Source organism: Bacteroides sp. OM05-10AA (assembly GCF_003439055.1).
Classification (GTDB): Bacteria; Bacteroidota; Bacteroidia; order Bacteroidales; family Bacteroidaceae; genus Bacteroides; species Bacteroides intestinigallinarum.
The window spans coordinates 39,935-62,235 of sequence record NZ_QSUR01000024.1 but is presented as its reverse complement, the minus strand read 5'-3'; the positions used below and the strand labels follow the sequence as shown (position 1 = coordinate 62,235).

The window sequence follows — 22,301 nt, the reverse complement described above, 5'->3', positions numbered from 1 at the left end:
ATAGCATTAGCTTTGTTACTTTTCCTTTTACTGATGTTGCGTACAAACCCTTTAGGGATGCTTCTGGAAGGGGTATGTAACGGGCGTGCAATAGCTTGTAACGTACATGCAAGTGTGTGTAACCGCCTGTCAATTGCTTGAAACAAAATCTCCACCTATACTTGATATATTATCCATAAATTTGCATTAACCAAAAAATGAATTGTCGGACACCTTAAAATAATAACTGCTTATGGAAACATGAATTCCTTACTCTATTCCTTATTATAAATAAGAAGAGAAAAACCTATAACTTGGATTAACCACTATCATTATTAATTAAAAAAATGATTTTATGGAAAGCACAAATCATTATTTTCGACCGTTAGGTCTTATCATTCTTTTCTGCCTCTTCCCTGTATGGGTATTGGCACAGACTGTTTCCGTGACGGGAGTGGTCAAAGATGCATCGGGCGAACCGATTATCGGAGCCAGTGTAGTAGAAGCTGGCACTACCAATGGTATAGTTACCGATTTGGATGGTAATTTTAAGTTGAATGTATCAGCCAAAGGTAGCTTGAAGATTTCTTTTATCGGATATCAGACACAAACGATTCCTGTAGCCGGGAAAAAGCAGTTTGATATAACCCTCAAAGAAGATGCAAAAGTATTAGACGAAGTAGTTGTGGTTGGATATGGTCAGATGAAGCGTAGTGACCTGACCGGTTCTGTTGTATCGGTCAACGATGAAGCCATTAAGAAATCTGTAGTGACTTCCGTTGACCAGGTACTGCAAGGACGTGCTGCTGGTGTGCAGGTACAGGCTAATAGCGGTATGCCCGGTGGTAGTTCTTCCATTCGTATTCGTGGTATCAATTCTTTGAATGCCTCCAATGAACCTATCTTTGTCATTGACGGTGTTATCATCGACGGTTCCACAGGTTCGGGAAGTGATAATGCACTGGCATCTATCAATCCTTCGGACATCGTCTCTATGGACGTATTAAAGGATGCTTCCGCCACTGCTATTTATGGTGCGCGAGCTGCAAACGGTGTGATTATGATTACTACCAAACGTGGACAGAAGGGTGAGGCGCAAATAACTTATGACGGATATATAGGATGGCAGGAAATGCCTAAAAAACTGGATATGCTGAATCTGCGTGAATATGCGGAGCATAAGAATGTTCGTTCAGGAAAAGACTATTCGGGAAATGATTGGGGAATAGTGAACAAGGATAATAACTTTGTTCGTCCGGATTTACTAGGTGAGGGTACAGACTGGCAGGATGAGATGTTCTCTAAAGCTATGATGACCAGTCATAATCTTTCTGTGACCGGAGGTACTGATAAAAGTAACTATGCTTTGGGAGCAGGCTACCTCAATCAGGATGGTATTGCTGTTGGTTCAGGGTTCAGGCGTCTGAACTTACGAGGTAGTTTTGATGCCCAGGTGAAGAGCTATTTAAAAATGGGTATTAACTTTGCGTTTAGTAATTCCCGTCAAAAATTGACTGTATCTGACGAGTCGTTGATTAGAACTGCTTTATTGCAGAGTCCGAGTGTGGCTGTTCGTAATGCTGAAGGCACATTTGACGGACCGGATACGGACGAATGGGTACAAACGAATCCGGTGGGTCTTGCCATGATTAAGGATAACCGCAACGAGAAAATGGGTATTCGGGCAAACACCTATGCTGAAGCTACTATCATTGACGGACTGACGTTTAAAACGGAATTGTCTTTCGATTATGGGGTAGCTAATACTTATAAATTTGATCCCTCATATACTTTTGGTGCGATTGAAAATACGGACCGTCAGGGGACTTTCTCCAAATCATATAATAAGTTCTGGAGTTGGAGAAATATCGTGAATTACATGAAAACTTTTGGAGTGCACAATGTGAATGCAATGATTGGTCAGGAAATGCAGGAGAGCAAATGGGAATATCTGATGGGAAGCCGTATGGGATATTTGTCCAATGCCGCAACCGACCTGACATTGGGAGATGCCGCAACAGCCAAGAATAATGGTAATAGTGGAGAAAGTTCGATTTTATCTTATTTCGGCCGTCTGTTCTATTCATACGATGACAAATATCTATTGACATTTACTCTTCGTCGCGACGGTTCTTCCAAATTTTACAAAGATAATCGTTGGGGATGGTTCCCATCGGCTGCTTTGGCTTGGAAGGTTTCCAATGAATCTTTTTTGAAAGACAACAATATTATTAATAATCTGAAATTGCGTTTAGGATGGGGTGTTGTAGGTAATCAGAATGTGCCTAATAATGCATATAAAGCCATTTATTCATCTGTTGCTACCGTTTGGGGAACAGGATTGCTGGCTGGCAATACTCCGAATCCCGAATTGAAATGGGAGTCTACTTATTCAAGTAATCTGGGACTTGATATTAATCTTTTCCAGAACAGGATTGAATTGATAGCCGATATTTATTATAAGAAAACAAATGATTTGTTGTTGCAAGTGCCTCTTCCTGCTTACGTGGGAACTTCAGGTCAGGGCTCTACTTCCGCACCCTGGAAGAATGTGGGTTCTTTGGAGAATAAAGGACTTGAGTTGACTTTAAATACAGTGAATATTGATAAAGGCGGATTTCAATGGAGAAGTAACGTGGTATTCTCTATGAACCGTAATAAAGTAAAATCGCTGGATACGGCAACCAGCCTGATAGATAAGAGTAATCAGACAGGTGAAACAATAACCGTACTGACACGTACATCAGTAGGAAACCCTATCGGACAGTTTTATGGTTATAAAGTGATTGGCCGCTTTGAAAAGGCTACTGACTTTTACTATAAAGATGCTTCCGGAGCAATTAAGCCGGTAGCATTGCCTGAAGGTATGTCGATTTCCAAGAATAGTGTCTGGATTGGTGATTATATTTTTGAAGATGTAAACAAAGACGGTGTTATCAATGAACAGGACCGTACTTATATCGGTAATCCTGAACCGGACTTTACTTTCGGCTTCGGTAACTCTTTCTCTTATAAAGGCTTCGACTTGAGCATTAACCTGACCGGATCGGTGGGAAATGAAGTTGTAAACTGGGGACGTCGTGAACTTGAAAATCCACGTGGCAATAATAATATCCTGAAATCGGCGTTGGATTATGCACAACTGGCTTTGATTGATCCGAATGGTCCGGATGATTATCGGAATATACAGATTGTAGGCGGTGACCCTTATGCTTGCCGTATGGCTATTGCCAAAGGGACGGATGATTCCAATTATCGTTTCAGTGACCGCTTTGTGGAAGATGGTTCTTTCCTGCGTATTCAGTCTATCTCTTTCGGCTATACATTTCCGCGTAAATGGCTGGCACCGATTGGTATTCAGAATCTGAAACTTTATTGTAACCTGCAGAATGTATATACATTCACAAAATACAAAGGGATGGACCCGGAAATAGGTTCTGCCAATCAGGACGCTTTGCTTACAGGCTTTGATAACTATCGTTATCCTTCTCCGCGAATTTATACATTCGGTCTGAATTTAACCTTTTAATCATTTAAAGTGACTAAATATGAAAACAAGTAAATATATATACTCTTTCATGTTGGCTGTAGCTTTGGCGTTTGCAGGATGCAGTGACTTCCTCGATTCTGAAGATAACTCCAATATCGCAGGAGATAACTTTTATCAAACGGAAGATGATTTCCGGGCAGCAACAGCTCCTTTGTATAATAAGGTGTGGTTCGACTTTAACGATAAGTTCTATTATGGACTGGGTGACGGACGCGGATTCAACCTTTGTGCGACAACCTCTAATTATATCTATCCTTTTGCCGATTTGACCGAAACCGGATTGACGGGGCCGTTAGTTTCGGCTTGGGGCTCATTGTACAATATAGTACAGCAAACTAATAAGATTATTAATGGGATCAAAGGTAATTCATCCAATAGCGAAGAAGTGAAGAACCCATATATTGCTGAAGCACGGTTCATGCGTGGAGTTGCTTATTCCTATCTGGCGATGTTATGGGGAAATGTTATTATAAATGAGGATACGGATGAACTGGTGGCTAATCCAATTGTCAATACTAGCCCGGTAAGTGATGTCTATGAATTTGCGATGCGTGACTTGGAATTTGCGGCAAAATATTTGCCGGAGGTTTCTTCTGCTGCCGGACGTGTCAATAAATACAGTGCCTTTGGCATGTTGTCGCGTGTTTATCTGACGTATGCCGGTTATAGTAGTAACCCTAATAGTGCGACCCGTAATCAGGACTATCTGGATTTGGCAAAGAAAGCGGCTTTAAAAGTGATAGAAAACAGAAATTTTGAACTGATGACTGATTATGCCGATTTGTTTATGATTGATAAAAATAACAACTCGGAAACACTGTTTGCTTTACAATGGGTTAGTAATGGTACGTATGGAGAATGTAATACGATACAGGATTATTTCGCTTGTGAGTCGGCTATTACTGGTAATGACCGTGCATGGGGCGGTTATGTTTTTGCACAACCGGACGTGATTTGGGAGTATGAAAAAGGAGATAAACGACGTCAGCCGACTTGGATGGCTTATGGCGATCATTATCCTGAAATACAGAAAGCAAACGGAGGATATACTTGTGAGAAGAAAGCATCGGGTACTGTTTCCGGAATTTATTGTAAGAAATATGTTTGTGGTTCTAGCAAAGATAATGCGAAGATCACTTCCGGAAGTACTCCTATCAATACTTACATGTTGCGTCTGGCAGAAGTATATCTGATTTATGCAGAAGCTATATTGGGAAATAATCCTTCAACAGATGATGCCGATGCAATGGAATACTTTAACAAAGTGCGCAAGCGTGCCGGTTTGGAACCTCAAAATTCGATTACTTACGAAGATATTCGTCGTGAGCGTAGACTGGAACTTTGTCTGGAAGGACAGTATTGGTATGACTTGGTACGTAGAGCTTATTATAAACAACAGGAAGTACTCAATTATATCACCGGACAGGATAGGGGTACTGCTATTCCTGTAGTATGGGATGCGGATACACAGACTTTGAAGAGAGACGAGGATTCGGATGAAACGAAGCGTGCCATAGGTGATGTCGATTCCAGTATATTCCTTCTTCCTTATCCGGAATCGGAGACTGTGCAAAATCCTTTGTTGAAAGCGGATCCTGTGCCTTATGCATTTAAGGAAGACAGAATAACCGATTTGTTTAACTAAAAACGAGAATACGAATGAAAAGCTTGATATATAAAAATAGTATGAAAGCATTTGGCTTATTGGTGAGTCTGCTCATCTGCTCTTGTTCATTTGTTTCGTGTGACGACAACGATGATGATAATGGCGGAAGCGCTGTGATGAATATTACAGGGATTTACCTGGAAGACGCGAAGTCGAATGTTCCGGACCGCTTGGTTGATTTTGCCCGTTTGGGACAGCTGATCCGAATCGAAGGTGAAGGATTCAACGGCTTGAAGAAAGTTTATATTAATGGATATAACTGTTATTTTAATCCGGTATTTGTTTCGAACAAATCTTTCCTGGTTAGTGTAAACAGTAAAATTCCGACTACGGAAGCGGATGAGAATGTACGTAATACAATTCGTTTGGTAAAAGATGGCGGTGAATACATTTATGATTTCCAGATTCGTGCTGCTGCCCCGTCTATAACGAAAATCTCCAACTGTATGCCGAATGTAGGTGAACCTATCATTGTTTATGGAAGTGGATTGACGGAAATAGCAAAAGTCATTTTCCCCGGAAATGTGGTGGTGACAGAAGGTATTATTTCTGATCTTGACGGTGAATATTTTATGGTGGATATGCCTGCCGGAGTTTCTGAAGAGGGCGGTTCTATTTTCGTAGAAGGTTCGAATGGTGGTGCTTATTCTCCTGCCTATTTCAATTATAAGAAAGGCTTGTTGTTGAACTTCGATGGAGTGGGTGCACAAGGAGCATGGGGCGATTCTGAAAGTATGATTCAAACAACCGAACTGGAATCTGCTTCGATTGGTGAAGGTAATGTGTCGCAAGGTGCTTACTGTCGTTTGCCATTAGAAAGACAGTTGCCGGTGGCAGCAGCGAAGAATCGTTGTGCTGAAGTTTGGACAGCTGGTAATGGCACTGATCCTGACTGGTTGACGCTGGGTGTCCCTGCTGAAACTCCTGTTGCCGAATGTGCTATTCAGTTTGAAATCTATGTGCCCGAACCTTGGTCTGAATCCGGATTCCTGAAGATTTGTGGTCAGAACGGATTCAATGGTGGAGAATGGGAGAGAGACTGTTATAATTACGTACCGTGGCTTGTAGGCGGAAAGATCGTTCCTTTCCAGACAACCGGTTGGCAGACTGTAACTGTTCCGTTCAGTGAATTCTACAAATCGAAAGCATCCAGCGGAGCTTGGACCACTTTTGCCGATGTGGCCGCTACCCGTGCATCTGCTTCTTATGCCAACTTCGGTTTCTATTTTGAGAACTCTGATATTACATTGGATAAGATCACAGGTGCGAGCTCGGATAAAGAAACAGAGTTTCTATCCAAAACAACTTCCGTGAAGATTTATATTGATAACTGGCGTGTCGTACCTTTGACGAAGCCGGAATATACCGATTTCCCGGATGAAGAAGAGGATGCAGAATAATAATGACTTTAAATTGAAAAGATTATGAAATACAGAAATATGCTTCCGTTTGTTGCCTTGTCGGTGCTGATATTGACATCGTGTGACGATAATAAGATGGAGTGGTATAAAGACCCTACACATGGAGCGGTTACTTCTTCCGAACTGCCTTTACAGTTGGCTGAAAAGATTTCCCGTTACAAGCCGTTGAAAGAATATTTATCCGATCCCAACTTTAAGTTGGGTATCGGAGTGGGGATGGATGAATATCTTGGTGACGAGACAACGACTACCATTGTGAATGAGAACTTTAATGATCTGACGATAGGATATGCCATGAAGCACGGTCCTATGGTCGATTCTAAAGGGAATTTGAATTTTGATAAGGTCGATCAGTTGTTTACAAAGACCATAGAAGCGGGTATCAGCATTTATGGGCACTGTCTGATTTGGCACACTAATCAGAATGCGAGTTATCTGAATAGTCTGATTGCACCGGAAGTTATTCCGGGGCCGGCGGGCAGTAATTTGTTGGATTTGTCGGGCATTGAAGATGGAACCTTTGATGGTTGGAATCGTAAAAATGGAAGTGATGCGATGTCCATTGTGGAAGGGGAAGGACTGACAGCTACTTCCAAAGCATTGAAATTTGCAGTAGGATCTTCTGTAACGGCTGCTCATTCAGTGCAATTATATACTCCTGACATTTCAGCAGTAAGTGGGCATAATTATGAAATTTCATTTTTTGTCCGTTCGGATAATCCCGGTAAAGCCCGGTTGACTTTTGCTGGGTTAGAGAATAATTATCCATATAAAGACTGGTATGCTACAGGTGGCAGTTGGACGGAAGCTTTTGAGACAACGTCTCAATGGCAACAGGTGAAGATCACAGTGAATGATTTTGTTAGTACTACATTTCAGATTGCATTTGAATTTGGTTATTTGCCGGATGTGACTTATTATGTAGATAATATTGTTGTGACAGACAAAGATGCGGAGCCTACTGTGGTTAATCTGATTTCTAACGGAGATTTTGAAAGCAAAGCTATTACTCCTTGGGGAGCTTGGAGTAGTGGAAAGGCCGCGATTTCGGAAGAAGGTGAAGGATATGGAAGTTCATATTCGATGAAGCTGACTAGTTCTGTTGACGGAGGGGCGGGCAATGCATATAAGGCACAGGCTGGATATGGCTTTGATACTCCTTTGGAAGTCGGCAAGACCTATGAGTTCTCTGCTATGATTAAAGCAAGTGTCTCAACTACTTTCCAAATTCAAATTCAGAACTCAACAAGTTATGCAGGTGAATGCTATGTAGATGGAAATGTGAGTACGACTTGGACAGAATTTAAGAAAGAGTTTACAGTGTCTAAAGAGGATATGAATCGATTCTGTATCAATTTCGGAGTTAGTGCGGGTGATTATTATATAGATAATATCGTATTGTCGGAGAAAGTGGTGGAGATCCGTGCTGTCACCCGTGCTTCCGGTCCTACTATCATTGAGAAGACCGATGAAGAAAAAGCCGAGATCATCAGAGATGCCATGGAAGACTGGATTTCAAAGATGGTTACCCATTGCAAACCTTATGTTCATGCATGGGACGTAGTCAATGAACCGATGGATGACGGAAAAACATCAGACATTAAGACTGGTAAAGGCAAAACTGATCTGGCTTCTGATGAATTCTACTGGCAAGATTATTTCCTGACTCCGAAAGACTATGCAGTAGAAGCTTTCAAACTTGCCCGTCAGTATGGAAATCCGGATGACAAACTATTCATCAATGATTATAATCTGGAGTATAACCTCAATAAGTGTGACGGTCTGATTAAATATGTGGAATACATCGAAAGCAAAGGGGCCACAGTGGATGGTATCGGTACACAAATGCATATTGCTATTGATTCCAATAAAGACAATATTGCTCAAATGTTCCAGAAACTGGGTGCTACCGGTAAGTTGATTAAAGTATCCGAGTTGGATATTAAGGTTAACACCTCGTCGCCTACTATTGAAAATTTGGCACAACAGGCAGAAATGTATCAGTATGTCGTTGATATGTACAAGAAGTATATCCCGGCGGACAAACAATATGGTATTACCATCTGGGGAGTATCGGACAATGAAAAAGAACATGTGAATTGGATACCGAATGACGCTCCGAACCTTTGGGATGCTAATTATGCACGTAAACATGCTTATAAGGGAGTGGCCGATGGTTTGGCTGGTAAAGATGTCAGCGGAGACTTTACCGGAGATTTGGAATAAATGATTTTATAACGATTAAAGAAGGGGAGAGTGAGGGTTACAGTAGTTGTTATTATCTTGGAGTGGATCAAATGAATAACAATAACTACTGTAATCCGCTCGTTCTAAAACTTTCCCTTTCCTCTTGTTCATCGGTGGTTTCAGCTTGGATGTAACATCGCAACAAGTTTTTGTAACATACGTAAACGATGATGTAACAAGCGAGTAATGATTTGAATCAGAATTTCTGGGTAAGTGGGAAGAAACTTCCTAAGTTTGCAAAGTGGAATCCCGATGGATTTCTTCTCTTGCTAAATTATCATGAAATAAAGACATATAAAAGAAAAGACAGAATGAATAAGTATTGGTTTTATAAGGTAGGGTTAGTAGTTGTGTTCCTTTGCTTCGCCTTGTTGGGCGGAGCAAAGGTTAAACTTCCGACTCTTGTTTCCGACGGAATGGTACTTCAGCGTGGGGAACCTGTCAATATCTGGGGAACGGCTGATCCTGATGAAACCGTTGATATAACTTTCCTGAAAAAGAAATATAAGACTGTTGCCGATGCACACGGTAACTGGAAAGTGACTTTACCTGTATTGAAAGCTGGCGGACCTTATACTATGACCATTAATGATATCGAATTAAAGGATGTTCTTATTGGTGATGTTTGGTTATGTTCGGGACAGTCGAATATGGAACTGTCTGTTTCGCGGGTTACAGATCGTTTTCGCGATGAAATATCTACGGACAGCAACTATCCGATGGTGCGCTATATAAAAACACCTCTGCTTTATAATTTTCATGCTCCGCAGACAGACATTCCTGGAATTTCCTGGCAGGCAATGACTCCTGAAAATGTGATGCCTTTCTCTGCTTTGGTCTATTTCTTCGCTAAAGATGTCTATCAAAAGACAAAGGTTCCGGTAGGAATCATAAATTCCAGTGTCGGAGGTTCACCGGTAGAAGCGTGGATCAGTGAAGAAGGGTTGAAGCCTTTTCCATTTTATTTGAATGAAAAGCGTATCTATGAATCGGACGACTTGGTGGAATCAATGAAAAAAGAGGAGAGAAAGAAAAGTCGTGCCTGGAATGTGGCATTGTATCAGGGAGACAAAGGAATGCATGAGGCTACCCCTTGGTATGCTGCCGATTATGATGATAGCAATTGGAAAGAAACAGATTTGTTTGCTTCCGGCTGGGCAACAAACGGACTGAATACCATCAATGGTTCCCACTGGTTCCGTAAAGACTTTCAGGTGTCTGCCCAACAGGCGGGAGAAAAAGCGACTCTTCGCTTGGGATGTATCGTAGATGCGGATTCCGTCTATGTAAATGGCACATTTGTGGGGAGTGTCTCTTATCAATATCCTCCCCGTATCTATACCATTCCTGCCGGATTGCTGAAAGCCGGAAAAAATACAATAACCATACGCCTTTTCAGTTATGGCGGTCGTCCTCAATTTGTAAAGGAGAAGCCCTATAAAATCCTTTTTGGAAAAGGTCAGCCGGAAAAAGGAGAATCGGAGATCAATCTGGAGGGAAGTTGGAAATATCGTCTCGGTGCTCCTATGCCCGCTGCTCCGGGACAAACGGCTTTTCATTATAAACCCACAGGACTGTATAATGCCATGATTGCTCCTTTGCTGAACTATACGGTATCTGGTGTCATCTGGTATCAGGGAGAATCGAATGTCTCACGCAGAAATGAGTATAAAGACTTGTTGACAGCTATGATTAGCGATTGGAGACAACGATGGAATAAGTCGGATATGCCTTTCTATATCATTGAGCTGGCGGATTTCCTTTCACCCACAGATAAAGGAGGACGCACTGCCTGGGCGGAATTCCGGAAAGCGCAGGCGGAAGTAGCCGATACAAATAAAAATGTTACTCTGATTAAAAATAGTGATTTAGGAGAATGGAATGATATTCATCCATTGGATAAAAAGACGCTAGGGCAACGAGTGGCAGCAGCTATCTTGATAGAAATGAATACGAAAAACAGAAAATGACCAATTTATCTATTTTATGGAGAATACAATAAAGACCAATGAAGCGAAAGGTTTCTATAAACTCTCTTGGCTTCAACGTATAGGATTCGGTTCCGGTGATTTGGCGCAAAACCTTATTTATCAGACCGTATGTATGTATCTGCTGATTTTTTATACCAATGTATATGGACTTAAACCGGAGGTGGCAGCCGTGATGTTTCTTATTGTCAGGATAGTGGATGTGCTTTGGGATCCTCTGGTGGGTGCTTTCGTCGATAAACACAATCCTAAACTAGGCAAATACCGTTCATACCTTATTTGGGGAGGAATTCCGCTGACTGGTTTTGCTATTCTTTGTTTTTGGAACGGCTTTTCGGGTTCACTGTTCTATGCCTATTTCACTTACGTTGGATTATCCATGTGTTATACATTGATTAATGTGCCTTATGGAGCACTGAATGCGTCACTTACCCGCGATACGAATGAAATCACGGTGTTGACGTCAGTGCGCATGTTTCTTGCCAATTTGGGCGGTTTGGCCGTGGCATACGGTATTCCGATACTGGTGAAGGTGTTGTCTCCCGATGGTAAAATCAATACTACTGCATCTGCTAACGCATGGTTTATTACGATGACTATTTATGCTGTTATCGGGTTGGCGTTATTGGTGTTCTGCTTTAGCCAGACGAAGGAACGTGTGGTTATGGATCAGGAGGAGACATCTAAAGTAAAAGTGTCCGACTTGTGGGTAGAATTTTGTAGAAATAAACCTTTGCGTATTTTGGCGTTCTTTTTCATTACTGCTTTTGCAATGATGGCGATTGGTAATTCTGCCGGTTCATATTATATGATTTATAATGTACGTGCACCGGAGATGTTACCCTATTTCATGGCCTTGGGCTCGATACCCGCATTCATTTTCATGCCGATGGTACCTGCCATTAAACGTGCCATTGGAAAAAAGCAAATGTTTTATGTATTCCTTTCAGTCGCTATATTGGGTATGGCATTGCTGTATATTATTTCTGTGGTTCCGGTACTCAAAACGCAGATATGGTTGGTCTTTGTGGCGCAGTTCATAAAATCGACGGGAGTCATTATTGCGACAGGGTATATGTGGGCTTTGGTTCCCGAAGTAATTTCGTATGGCGAATATACTCATGGTAAACGTATTTCGGGTATAGTCAATGCTTTGACTGGTATTTTCTATAAAGCGGGAATGGCTCTTGGAGGAGTTGTACCGGGACTTGTTATGGCTTTTGTCGGATTCGACCAGACAAATGAAGTGTCACAATCGCCTTTTGCCGAACAGGGAATACTGTGGCTCGTAGCCGTTATTCCGGCGTTGTTGCTTTTGGTCGCTATGTTCATTATTTCTAAATATGAATTGGAAGATAATGTGATTGACAATATAAATGAGGAGATAGAATCGCGCTGTAAAAAAGGCGAATAGATAAGATAGTAGAATGTTTATTACTCAAAAATATAACGTATGAAACTCAAACGAATAATTCTGTTGTTATTGACAGTGATGTTTTCTTTTTCTTATGGAGAAGTTTTTGCGAAAGATGGAAATTCGCTGAAAAAGGCTTTGAAAAACAAGTTTTTGATTGGCGTGTCAGTGAACACACATCAAAGTTCCGGTAAGGATGTCGCAGCTGTTGAAGTTGTAAAGAAGAATTTTAATTCCATCGTGGCGGAAAACTGCATGAAGTCTTCTGTCATTCATCCGAAAGAAAATAAGTATAATTTTGCGCAGGCAGATGAATTTGTCAGTTTTGGTGAGAGCAATCAAATGGCTATTATTGGTCACTGCCTGATTTGGCATTCACAATTGGCTCCTTGGTTTTGCGTAGATAAGGACGGGAACAATGTTTCTCCGGAAGTCCTGAAGAAGCGGATGAAAGATCATATCATGACTATCGTGAAACGCTATAAAGGCCGCATCAAAGGCTGGGATGTAGTAAATGAAGCGATTGAAGATAATGGAGCATATCGCAAGACAAAGTTTTATGAGATTCTGGGGGAAGAATATATCCCATTGGCTTTCCAATATGCACACGAGGCTGATCCGAATGCCGAACTTTACTACAATGACTACTCAATGGCTCAACCGGGGAGAAGAGAAGCCGTCGTGAAGATGGTGAACGATTTGAAAAGACGTGGAATCCGTATTGATGCCGTAGGTATGCAAGGGCATATCGGCATGGACTACCCGAAAATCAGTGAATTTGAGAAGAGTATGCTGGCTTTTGCCGGAACAGGAGTGAAGATAATGATAACAGAACTGGATTTGACGGTGATACCATCACCGAATCCCAATGTAGGTGCAGAGGTTTCCGCTTCCTTTGAATATAAGAAAGAGATGAATCCTTATCCGGATGGATTACCGGAAGAGGTATCGAAAGCATGGACTGAAAGAATGAATGACTTTTTCCGTCTGTTCCTGAAACACCATAACCTCATTACTAGGGTTACTCTTTGGGGAGTAGCCGATCAGAACTCTTGGCGTAATGACTGGCCGATGAGAGGTCGCACGGATTATCCGTTACTTTTTGATCGCAATTATCAGCCGAAACCGGTAGTCGACCTGATTATCAAAGAGGCTGAAAAAACAAAATAAGTTTCTAACAGAAAAACCGAAAAAGCATGAAAACAGAAAAAAGATATTTAGTTCCCGGTGATTATATGGCTGACCCTGCCGTACACGTATTTGATGGCAAACTGTATATTTATCCCTCGCATGATTGGGAAAGTGGTATTGCCGAAAATGATAATGGCGATCATTTCAATATGAAAGATTATCACGTGTATTCTATGGATGATGTGATGAACGGTGAAATAAAAGATCATGGAGTGGTGCTTTCCACAGAGGATATTCCTTGGGCGGGTCGTCAACTATGGGATTGTGATGTGGTTTGTAAAGATGGTAAGTACTATATGTATTTTCCTTTGAAAGATCAGAATGATATATTCCGTATCGGGGTAGCTGTGAGTGATAAACCTTATGGTCCTTTTATACCGGAAGCTAATCCGATGAAGGGAAGTTACAGTATCGATCCGGCTGTGTGGGATGACGGAGATGGTAACTATTATATGTATTTCGGTGGACTGTGGGGTGGACAACTTCAACGTTACCGTAATAATAAAGCCTTGGAATCTGCTGTTTTGCCGGAAGGAGATGAGGAAGCAATCCCTTCGCGTGTCGCTCGTTTGAGTGAAGATATGATGGAGTTTGCCGAAGAACCCCGTGCAGTGGTAATTCTGGATGAAAACGGTAAGCCGTTGACAGCAGGGGATACAGAACGCCGTTTCTTCGAAGCTTCGTGGATGCATAAATATAATGGTAAATACTATTTCTCCTATTCTACGGGAGACACTCATTTGCTCTGCTATGCAATAGGTGATAACCCTTATGGTCCGTTTACTTATCAGGGAGTCATTCTGACTCCGGTGGTAGGATGGACTACTCACCATGCCATCGTGGAGTTTAAAGGCAAGTGGTATCTGTTTCATCACGATTGTGTACCATCGGAGGGGAAGACTTGGCTCCGTAGCTTGAAAGTCTGCGAACTTCAGTATGATGCAGACGGACGAATTATTACCATTGAGGGAAAAGATGAATAATAGGATACATTAAAACAACCGCCTCTATTTGAAAAACATACCTACTTTTACCAGAATATTAGGTAATAGGGATTTTTCAGGTAGAGGCGGTTATTATTAAGTATGAATGCTTAATTGACTTATGCTATCATACTGTAAATTAATTGTGATAACATACTTTGTACTATGAGAAATATATTTGCATTGACATTCACTTTGTTTTTTTGCTTTTCTTCTATTTGGGCAGAAGATGGAAGTGCCTTGTGGCTTCGTTATGCATCGGGAGCGAAAGCGGAAATTAGCAGTAAGAAACAATCGCCTACATTACGTATTGCAGTTTCCGAATTACAGAACTTCTGGCAGGGAGGAATCCCGGTTACTTTGGAGGTCCGGAACAATAAAGAACTTCGTGCACTTGGAAATGAGGGATATACGATTCAGACCTCCAAAGATGGCAGTCAAATAACGATAGCTTCTTCCGGTGAACAAGGAGTACTTTATGGAACGTATCATTTACTCCGTCTGCAAGCTACCGGACAACTACCGGAATCAGCTTTGCAATCCCTCAATATCTCCGAACGACCTGATTATCGAATTCGTATCCTGAATCATTGGGATAACTTGGATGGTACAATCGAACGCGGATATGCCGGACATTCACTTTGGAAATGGGACGAACTTCCGTCTGTTGTCTCTCCCCGTTATGAAGCTTATGCTCGTGCCAATGCTTCTATCGGCATTAATGCCACCGTAATAAACAATGTCAATGCAAGTCCTAAGATACTATCTAATGATTATTTGCAGAAAGTCAAAGTCTTGGCCGACGTTTTCCGCCCTTATGGCTTGAAAATATATCTTTCTATCAATTTCTCTTCTCCCGCAGCTTTAGGCGGTTTATCCACTTCCGATCCGTTGAATAAAGAAGTGATAGACTGGTGGAAGCAGAAAGCCAAAGAGATTTATTCTCTGATTCCCGATTTCGGAGGTTTTCTGGTGAAAGCGAATTCCGAAGGGCAGCCCGGTCCGTGTGATTACGGACGCACTCATGCCGAAGGAGCCAATATGCTTGCTGATGTGTTGAGGCCTTATCATGGAATTGTGATGTGGCGTGCTTTCGTTTATTCTCCTACCGACAGCGACCGTGCCAAACAAGCCTATCTTGAATTTGAACCTTTGGATGGTAAGTTTCGGGATAATGTTATTGTGCAGATCAAGAACGGTCCGATAGATTTCCAACCCCGTGAGCCATTCAGCCCGCTGTTCGGAGCTATGAAGAAGACGGCAGTTATGCCCGAGTTTCAGATCACACAAGAGTATCTTGGCTTTTCCAATCATCTTGCGTTCCTTGCTCCTATGTGGAAAGAGTGTTTAGACAGTGATACTTATCTACAAGGCAAAGGCTCTACCGTTGCCCGTGTGACAGATGGTTCTTTATTCTTTCATCCGCTCACGGCTATTTCCGGAGTGGCAAACATCGGTGATGATACTAATTGGTGTGGACATCCTTTTGCTCAAGCCAACTGGTATGCTTTCGGACGATTGGCATGGAAACATTCGCTCTCTTCCGAACAGATAGGAGAAGAATGGTTGAAACAAACTTTTCTTCCCGTTACCGGTGCGCAAACCGATACTCCGGCAGGAGAAGTCATTCAAAAAGAGCAAATCGACGCTCAACTCTCTTTTCTCAACTCTCAAGTGCTTCAGAAATCGAGAGAAGCAGTAGTAGACTACATGATGCCTCTCGGCTTGCATCATATCTTTGCATGGGGACATCATTACGGACCGGAACCCTGGTGTGATATTCCCGATGCCCGCCCGGATTGGCTACCTCCTTATTACCACCGTGCCGACAACATGGGAATAGGTTTCGACCGCAGCAGTACAGGAAGTAATGCTACCGGACAATACCATTCTCCATTATGCGAGCAACTGGACAATGTGAATACTTGTCCGGAGAATCTGCTCCTTTGGTTTCACCATGTCCCTTGGAATCATCAGATGAAGAACGGACGTACACTTTGGGCAGAACTGTGCTACGCGTATGATCGTGGTGTAAACGAAGTGAGAAACTTTCAAAAAGTGTGGGACAGGATGGAACCGTATATTGATTCCGAACGTTTTCGTGATGTGCAACACCGCCTGAAGATTCAGGCACGGGATGCGGTCTGGTGGCGGGATGCTTGTTTGCTTTACTTCCAGCAATTCAGCAGACAACCGATACCTTACGAATTGGAACGTCCCATACACGAGTTGAAAGATATGATGGAATACAAATTGGATATTACCAATTTTGAATGTCCACCTTATGGGTTTAGTAAGTAAATAAAGATATTCCTTCTACGCAACGAATAAGAATATGTTTGCAATTTGGCGTCTTTTATGATAAAATTGTTACCTTTGCGGGCAATAATAAAACAGAATAAAAGAATATGAACCAAAATACATTCTGCATGGCGGGGGGCGTAGCACGCAACCCGCTTGTGCGTTTAGCCAAACCCATCACGACAACTATCGGAGCGAATGAACACATAGCTATTGTAGGTCCCAATGGTGGTGGTAAAAGTCTTTTTGTAGATACCCTGATCGGAAAATATCCATTGCGTGAAGGAACCGTACAATATGATTTTTCCCCCTCTGCCACCCAGACTCTTTATGATAATGTGAAATACATTGCTTTCCGTGATACCTATGGAGCCGCCGATGCCAATTACTACTACCAGCAGCGTTGGAATGCTCACGATCAGGATGAAGCTCCTGATGTTCGTGAGATGTTGGGAGAAATCAAGGACGAGCAACTACAACGCGAACTGTTTGAACTCTTCCGTATCGAACCGTTGCTCGACAAGAAAATTATTCTCCTTTCCAGCGGTGAATTACGTAAATTCCAGCTAACCAAAACCCTGTTGACTGCTCCCCGCGTGTTGATTATGGATAATCCGTTTATCGGACTGGATGCTCCTACGCGTGAACTGTTGTTTTCTTTGCTCGAACGTCTGACAAAAATGTCGTCCGTACAGATCATTCTGGTACTTTCCATGCTCGATGATATACCTTCATTCATCACTCATGTCATTCCTGTGGACAAAATGGAGGTCTTTCCTAAAATGGAACGTGAAGCCTATCTGGACGCTTTCCGCAGTAGAGATGTGGTTACCTCTTTTGATGATTTGCAGCAACGGATTATAGATTTGCCATCTGATGGCAACAATTACGATTCGGAGGAAGTAGTAAAACTCAATAAGGTCAGTATCCGTTATGGCGACCGAACTATTCTGAAAGAACTGGACTGGACAGTCTGTCGTGGTGAGAAGTGGGCGTTGAGTGGTGAGAACGGTGCCGGGAAATCGACTCTGTTAAGCCTTGTCTGTGCAGACAATCCGCAATCGTATGCTTGTGACATCAGTCTCTTCGGACGGAAAAGAGGGACGGGAGAAAGTATTTGGGAAATCAAGAAACATATCGGTTACGTAAGTCCGGAGATGCACCGTGCTTATCTTAAAAATCTGCCCGCTATTGAGATTGTAGCCAGTGGTTTGCATGACAGTATCGGTCTGTATAAACGTCCTCAACCGGAACAGATGGCTATCTGTGAGTGGTGGATGGATATATTTGGCATTGCAGATTTGAAAGATAAGCCATTCTTGCAACTATCCAGTGGAGAACAACGTTTGGCCTTGTTGGCAAGAGCTTTCGTCAAAGATCCGGAACTGCTGATTCTGGATGAACCGCTTCATGGCTTGGACACCTATAATCGTCGGCGGGTAAAGAAAGTGATCGAGGCTTTCTGCCGACGCAAAGATAAGGCGATGATTATGGTGACACATTATGAATCGGAACTTCCCGACACTATAACAGATCGTATTTTCTTAAAGAGAAACCGGTAAACATTGTTTTCTGATATTTATTTTGAATTTAGATTTTAGTTAATCGGATGTGTAAACCAGAAACAAGAACCTTTCCCCGGTTCAGATTCCACTCCGATTTTGCCGCCTAACTGTGTGACGATACTTTGACAGATAGGGAGTCCCAGCCCTGTGCCGGCAATGAAATTATTCAATTTCACGAATCGGGTAAAGATAGCTTCCTGCTTTTCCGGTTCGATGCCCATTCCCGTATCTTGAACCGAGAATCTGACTTCATTTCCGTTGATTCGGTAATCAATAACAATACTGCCCTCGGAAGTAAATTTCAGAGCATTCGTTACAAAATTCAGCAATACTTGATACAACCTGTTTTTGTCGCTGGTAAAAGTAAGCTCGGGCAGTTCCGGTGCTAAGAGAATCTCTACTTGCTCTGTAGCCCTTACCTGCATAGATTGTAACAGTTCGTTGCAAAGCTGTTGTGCATCCACTTGTTCCGGAATAATGTCGAAAGTCCCTGCCTCAATCTTTGACAAGTCAAGAATATCCGATATCAGTTGTAACAAGAGCTTGTTGTTCTCTTCAATAATCTTTGCATACAGATGTTTTTCTTCTGCATCCTCCGCTTCCTCAAGCAAACTGGAAAAGCCTACTATCGCATTGAGCGGGGTACGTATCTCATGACTCATATTCGCAAGAAAAGCAGATTTTAGCCGGTCGGCTTCTTCAGCTTTCTCTTTGGCACCAATCAGCATCCGCTCTGTCTCTTTCAGTTCGGTAATATCAAAGTTGATACACAGCATTTCGATGATATTATCCTGCGGCTGATAATTCCTGACTAATACGTTAACCCGTGTCCAAGTGTAATTTCCATCTGCTCTGCGAATGCGGACATCGCGGGATAGCTTGGAACTTTCTCCTTTTATCACTTTATCCAGAAAGTCGATCATCGCAGCCCGATCTTCCGGATGGAAATGGGAATGAATGCCGATGATTTCCGGCAATGGGGTACCCTCTTCTTCACCTACATTCCTGTACCAGCTTCTCAAAGCATACCCATCCCGACTCAAAGCATCGAAGTGCGCGTAACCTACTTTGGCATAATCTCCTACCAGGTCGAAAAAACTCTCGAATTCCTGAATCTTATTATAAGCAATTGTATCTTCGGTCTTGTCTACATTAATTAAGAGGTAGTTGATAGGTTCGTGATTGTGATCGTATAGAGTGGTGACTTTCGTTGTTAAGTCAATGAAGCCGGTTGTACTGTTAGGTTGATAATATTTGTTGATTTTGGAAAAGTCATACCGGAATGTAAAATCTGCGTTCTCATTGTCTCTAATCTTTTGTTTTATCTCCTCCGGCAATATAGGATTCTCGAAAATGTTGACTCCTAGAATATCTTCTTTATTGGAAATACGGAACATTTCCATATCTTTTTTATTCAGGTCGACCATTTGACCGTCCTTATCATATAATTCGATGCCTACTGGAAGATTCTTATAAATATTATGCAGGATACGCTCGCTATTTTGTAGAGCCTGATGAGCAGATGCAATATGAATTCCCTCTTGTGTTTCGGCAATTCCATATACTTTGGTATTACCATTTTCGTCTGTTTCCTGAAAGCATGCCTTGCTGCGAATCCATACATGGCCTTTGGGAGTATCAAACAAGTATATTTCTTCTACAGTCTGTTGTACTTTGTCAAAAGACGGAAAAGTGGCGTATCCTTGGTCTTCTTTTAGAATACGCTTGTTGAAATCTTCGAAACTGATGAGCCCGTCTTCTCCTATTCCGAGTAGTTGGGAGATAAGTTCCGAACACTTGTAAGTCTCTGCTTTCAAGTCAGCTTCCCACCATCCTATATTCGCTTTGTTCATAAGCTTTTGTAGGAATTCGCTTTCGTTTTGTTCGTTTATTTTCAAGATATGTCTGTATTATCAGGTAGTTAGACAATAATTTGCTCGTAAAAATAATCATTTTTGTTGAATTCCACCTTAAAAAAGTAAAAGATAGTATGATTGTATCACGAGGAAAGTCCGTACTACAAAGAAAATGGGCATATATGAGCAGAATATCAATAAATTATCTTCGTGTAAAAAAAGTAATCGAAACATTCTGTAAGCGTAAAGATAAAGCGAAGATTAAATCAACGTCCAGATGAATGGAAACGGCCGGATATAGTTCTGAATCGTATCTTTCTGGAGAGAAACAGGGTGTCAAAATATTAAGAGTCAGACGATGGGAATAGAATATGTCTATAACAACAAATGTATTTATATGAATTATAATCTTTTTTAATAAATAGAATGTTTTTTGCTCCAATTGGTTATCTTTGCGCTCTATGAAACGCAAAAAGTAACTATAAATACATGAATAATAGTCAAAATGCTATAACTGTTATATACAGGGAACATTGGCAAAAACTCTATATTCATGCATATAATCTGCTGAATGATGAGGAAAGCGCAAAAGATGTGGTGAACGATGTCTTTTGTTCGGTGCTTGAGAGCAACGAACGGTTGACAACGGAAGAGGATCTGTTGCCGTTATTCTTCGTCATGGTGCGAAATCGTTGTATTGACCAAATACGCCATCAGAACGTGGTGCATAAAAATGCGGAAAGATATCTGGAAGAACTTTACAGTGGCTGGACTGTGAAAGAATACCGTGAGTATGAAGATAAGATAAACCGGATGCAGGAGAGCATTCGCCAGATGGCTCCGCAAATGCGAACCGTAGTGGAAGAATTCTTCTTAAATGAAAAGAAATGTGCGGAAATCAGTGAAAAGTTACGTATTAGTGATAATACCGTTAGAACGCACATTGCCAGAGCTTTAAAGATACTCCGAAAACAATTAACCATCTTTTTTTAAAAAAAAATCCTATCGGGGTGTCATCAGTTTCAGTAACCTTTACGTGTTTAATGAAACTATTGACACTATGATAGACCATTCAGATAAAAATTTAGATTATGCACTTCGTGCCATACAACATCCGCAATTAAGGGAAACTGATGAATTTCTTCAGTGGATAAGTATACCTGAAAATAAAGAACTTTTCTTGGAATTAATGGCTTGTAAGGAAGCTGTGATACGTGAGAATCTGGAACGGAAACGTAGAGTCAGATCAAGAATGTATATAGGGGTGGCGGCTTTTACTGCAGCTGCCGTATTAGTGCTGGTTTTTCTGATTCCTTCGTTATTTCCAACTACGCCCCAGTCAATGGAACAACCGATACGGTTCTTTGCTGCAATCACTGATGGAGAATATGTGATGCTGCAAACAGATGGTCATAGTGAACAACTGTTGGAGGATAGTGTGATGAATCTTAAAGAAGTGGAAGCATTAACTCCGGACACAATATGTTGTCAGACTTTGACTACCCCACGTGGGAAGAGCTTTCTATTGGTGTTGTCAGATGGTACTAAAGTCTGGATAAATGCTGAAAGTAGCCTGCGTTATCCTGTGGCTTTTAATGGGAAGGAACGGCGTGTAGAACTGAAAGGGGAAGCCTGTTTCGAGGTTGCGAAGAATGAAAAGTGTCCGTTTATTGTAAGTGCCGATGGTATGGAAACTAGGGTCTTAGGTACTAAATTCAATATACGTTCATATAAAACGGAGGACCGACACGTGACTTTGGTACAAGGAAAGGTGGAGGTTACGAATATGACCAGTCATCAATCCGTTATACTTCAGCCAGGTCAGGATCTCACTTATACGGAAAACGGAGAAGAAAATATCTCACGTGTGAACATTGCGACTTATACAGCTTGGACTGAAGGAATGTTTTATTTTGAAGATGCATCATTGAAAGACATTATGAGTTCTTTAGGCAGATGGTATAACGTGAATATTGATTTCGAACAAGCGGAACTATACCATATCCGGTTAAACTTCTGGGCTAACCGTGATGCCCGCTTGGAAGAAGCTTTGGAACTTCTGAATAAATTGGAGAAAGTACGTGTGGATTATCAAGACGAAACGATCACGATTAAACATATATAACTTTACAAATACAAC

Annotated in this window: 13 protein-coding genes; 12 read left to right on the top strand and 1 reads right to left on the bottom strand. The window is 41.7% G+C overall.

Annotation, left to right across the window (positions count from 1 at the left end):
- Window positions 1-334 precede the first annotated feature (334 nt).
- From DXB58_RS18075 to DXB58_RS18030, 10 genes are all read left to right on the top strand, one after another.
- Complete coding sequence (locus DXB58_RS18075; RefSeq protein ID WP_117934107.1) at window positions 335-3,508, top strand: TonB-dependent receptor; 3,174 nt, start codon at window positions 335-337, stop codon at window positions 3,506-3,508.
- 19 nt (window positions 3,509-3,527) lie between these two features.
- Window positions 3,528-5,174, top strand: a complete 1,647-nt coding sequence (locus DXB58_RS18070; RefSeq protein WP_008774779.1) for a RagB/SusD family nutrient uptake outer membrane protein — start codon at window positions 3,528-3,530, stop codon at window positions 5,172-5,174.
- A 14-nt stretch (window positions 5,175-5,188) separates the two neighbouring features.
- Entirely contained in the window at window positions 5,189-6,595 is a 1,407-nt protein-coding gene (locus DXB58_RS18065; RefSeq protein ID WP_122137761.1) for a glycan-binding surface protein, read from the top strand.
- Between the two features lie 24 nt (window positions 6,596-6,619).
- A complete protein-coding gene (locus DXB58_RS18060) occupies window positions 6,620-8,842 on the top strand; it encodes an endo-1,4-beta-xylanase (protein ID WP_122137760.1) in 2,223 nt (740 codons plus the stop codon).
- Between the two features lie 332 nt (window positions 8,843-9,174).
- Window positions 9,175-10,833 (top strand): sialate O-acetylesterase, encoded by a 1,659-nt coding sequence (locus DXB58_RS18055; protein WP_122137781.1) that lies wholly within the window; start codon window positions 9,175-9,177, stop codon window positions 10,831-10,833.
- Window positions 10,834-10,849: 16 nt separating this feature from the next.
- Window positions 10,850-12,265, top strand: a complete 1,416-nt coding sequence (locus tag DXB58_RS18050; protein ID WP_122137759.1) for an MFS transporter — start codon at window positions 10,850-10,852, stop codon at window positions 12,263-12,265.
- A gap of 39 nt (window positions 12,266-12,304) precedes the next feature.
- Window positions 12,305-13,435, top strand: a complete 1,131-nt coding sequence (locus tag DXB58_RS18045; protein WP_122137758.1) for an endo-1,4-beta-xylanase — start codon at window positions 12,305-12,307, stop codon at window positions 13,433-13,435.
- 26 nt (window positions 13,436-13,461) lie between these two features.
- The gene (locus DXB58_RS18040; RefSeq protein ID WP_122137757.1) at window positions 13,462-14,439 is read left to right on the top strand and encodes a glycoside hydrolase family 43 protein; all 978 of its coding nucleotides are present in this window, start codon (window positions 13,462-13,464) and stop codon (window positions 14,437-14,439) included.
- 165 nt (window positions 14,440-14,604) lie between these two features.
- The gene (locus DXB58_RS18035; protein ID WP_117934093.1) at window positions 14,605-16,740 is read left to right on the top strand and encodes an alpha-glucuronidase family glycosyl hydrolase; all 2,136 of its coding nucleotides are present in this window, start codon (window positions 14,605-14,607) and stop codon (window positions 16,738-16,740) included.
- 107 nt (window positions 16,741-16,847) lie between these two features.
- Window positions 16,848-18,302: an ATP-binding cassette domain-containing protein gene (locus tag DXB58_RS18030; protein ID WP_117934091.1), complete on the top strand. Its 1,455-nt coding sequence runs from the start codon at window positions 16,848-16,850 to the stop codon at window positions 18,300-18,302.
- Window positions 18,303-18,337: 35 nt separating this feature from the next.
- Here the strand turns inward: DXB58_RS18030 and DXB58_RS18025 are convergent, their stop codons facing one another.
- Window positions 18,338-20,158 carry a PAS domain-containing hybrid sensor histidine kinase/response regulator gene (locus tag DXB58_RS18025; protein WP_187343882.1) on the bottom strand — a complete coding sequence of 607 codons (1,821 nt, stop codon included), beginning with the start codon at window positions 20,156-20,158 and terminating at the stop codon, window positions 18,338-18,340.
- A 492-nt stretch (window positions 20,159-20,650) separates the two neighbouring features.
- Here DXB58_RS18025 and DXB58_RS18020 point away from each other — a divergent pair, with 492 nt between their 5' ends.
- Together DXB58_RS18020 and DXB58_RS18015 are read left to right on the top strand one after the other, a co-directional pair.
- Window positions 20,651-21,154 carry an RNA polymerase sigma factor gene (locus DXB58_RS18020; protein WP_004300832.1) on the top strand — a complete coding sequence of 168 codons (504 nt, stop codon included), beginning with the start codon at window positions 20,651-20,653 and terminating at the stop codon, window positions 21,152-21,154.
- Between the two features lie 67 nt (window positions 21,155-21,221).
- A complete protein-coding gene (locus tag DXB58_RS18015; RefSeq protein ID WP_117934087.1) occupies window positions 21,222-22,286 on the top strand; it encodes a FecR family protein in 1,065 nt (354 codons plus the stop codon).
- Window positions 22,287-22,301: the final 15 nt, after the last annotated feature.

Bases quoted from the DNA above. Each gene is read 5' to 3' on its own strand.
- DXB58_RS18075 (WP_117934107.1), top strand. From the start codon at position 335: ATGGAAAGCACAAATCATTATTTTCGACCGTTAGGTCTTATCATTCTT.
- DXB58_RS18070 (WP_008774779.1), top strand. From the start codon at position 3,528: ATGAAAACAAGTAAATATATATACTCTTTCATGTTGGCTGTAGCTTTG.
- DXB58_RS18065 (WP_122137761.1), top strand. From the start codon at position 5,189: ATGAAAAGCTTGATATATAAAAATAGTATGAAAGCATTTGGCTTATTG.
- DXB58_RS18060 (WP_122137760.1), top strand. From the start codon at position 6,620: ATGAAATACAGAAATATGCTTCCGTTTGTTGCCTTGTCGGTGCTGATA.
- DXB58_RS18055 (WP_122137781.1), top strand. From the start codon at position 9,175: ATGAATAAGTATTGGTTTTATAAGGTAGGGTTAGTAGTTGTGTTCCTT.
- DXB58_RS18050 (WP_122137759.1), top strand. From the start codon at position 10,850: ATGGAGAATACAATAAAGACCAATGAAGCGAAAGGTTTCTATAAACTC.
- DXB58_RS18045 (WP_122137758.1), top strand. From the start codon at position 12,305: ATGAAACTCAAACGAATAATTCTGTTGTTATTGACAGTGATGTTTTCT.
- DXB58_RS18040 (WP_122137757.1), top strand. From the start codon at position 13,462: ATGAAAACAGAAAAAAGATATTTAGTTCCCGGTGATTATATGGCTGAC.
- DXB58_RS18035 (WP_117934093.1), top strand. From the start codon at position 14,605: ATGAGAAATATATTTGCATTGACATTCACTTTGTTTTTTTGCTTTTCT.
- DXB58_RS18030 (WP_117934091.1), top strand. From the start codon at position 16,848: ATGAACCAAAATACATTCTGCATGGCGGGGGGCGTAGCACGCAACCCG.
- DXB58_RS18025 (WP_187343882.1), bottom strand. From the start codon at position 20,158: ATGAACAAAGCGAATATAGGATGGTGGGAAGCTGACTTGAAAGCAGAG.
- DXB58_RS18020 (WP_004300832.1), top strand. From the start codon at position 20,651: ATGAATAATAGTCAAAATGCTATAACTGTTATATACAGGGAACATTGG.
- DXB58_RS18015 (WP_117934087.1), top strand. From the start codon at position 21,222: ATGATAGACCATTCAGATAAAAATTTAGATTATGCACTTCGTGCCATA.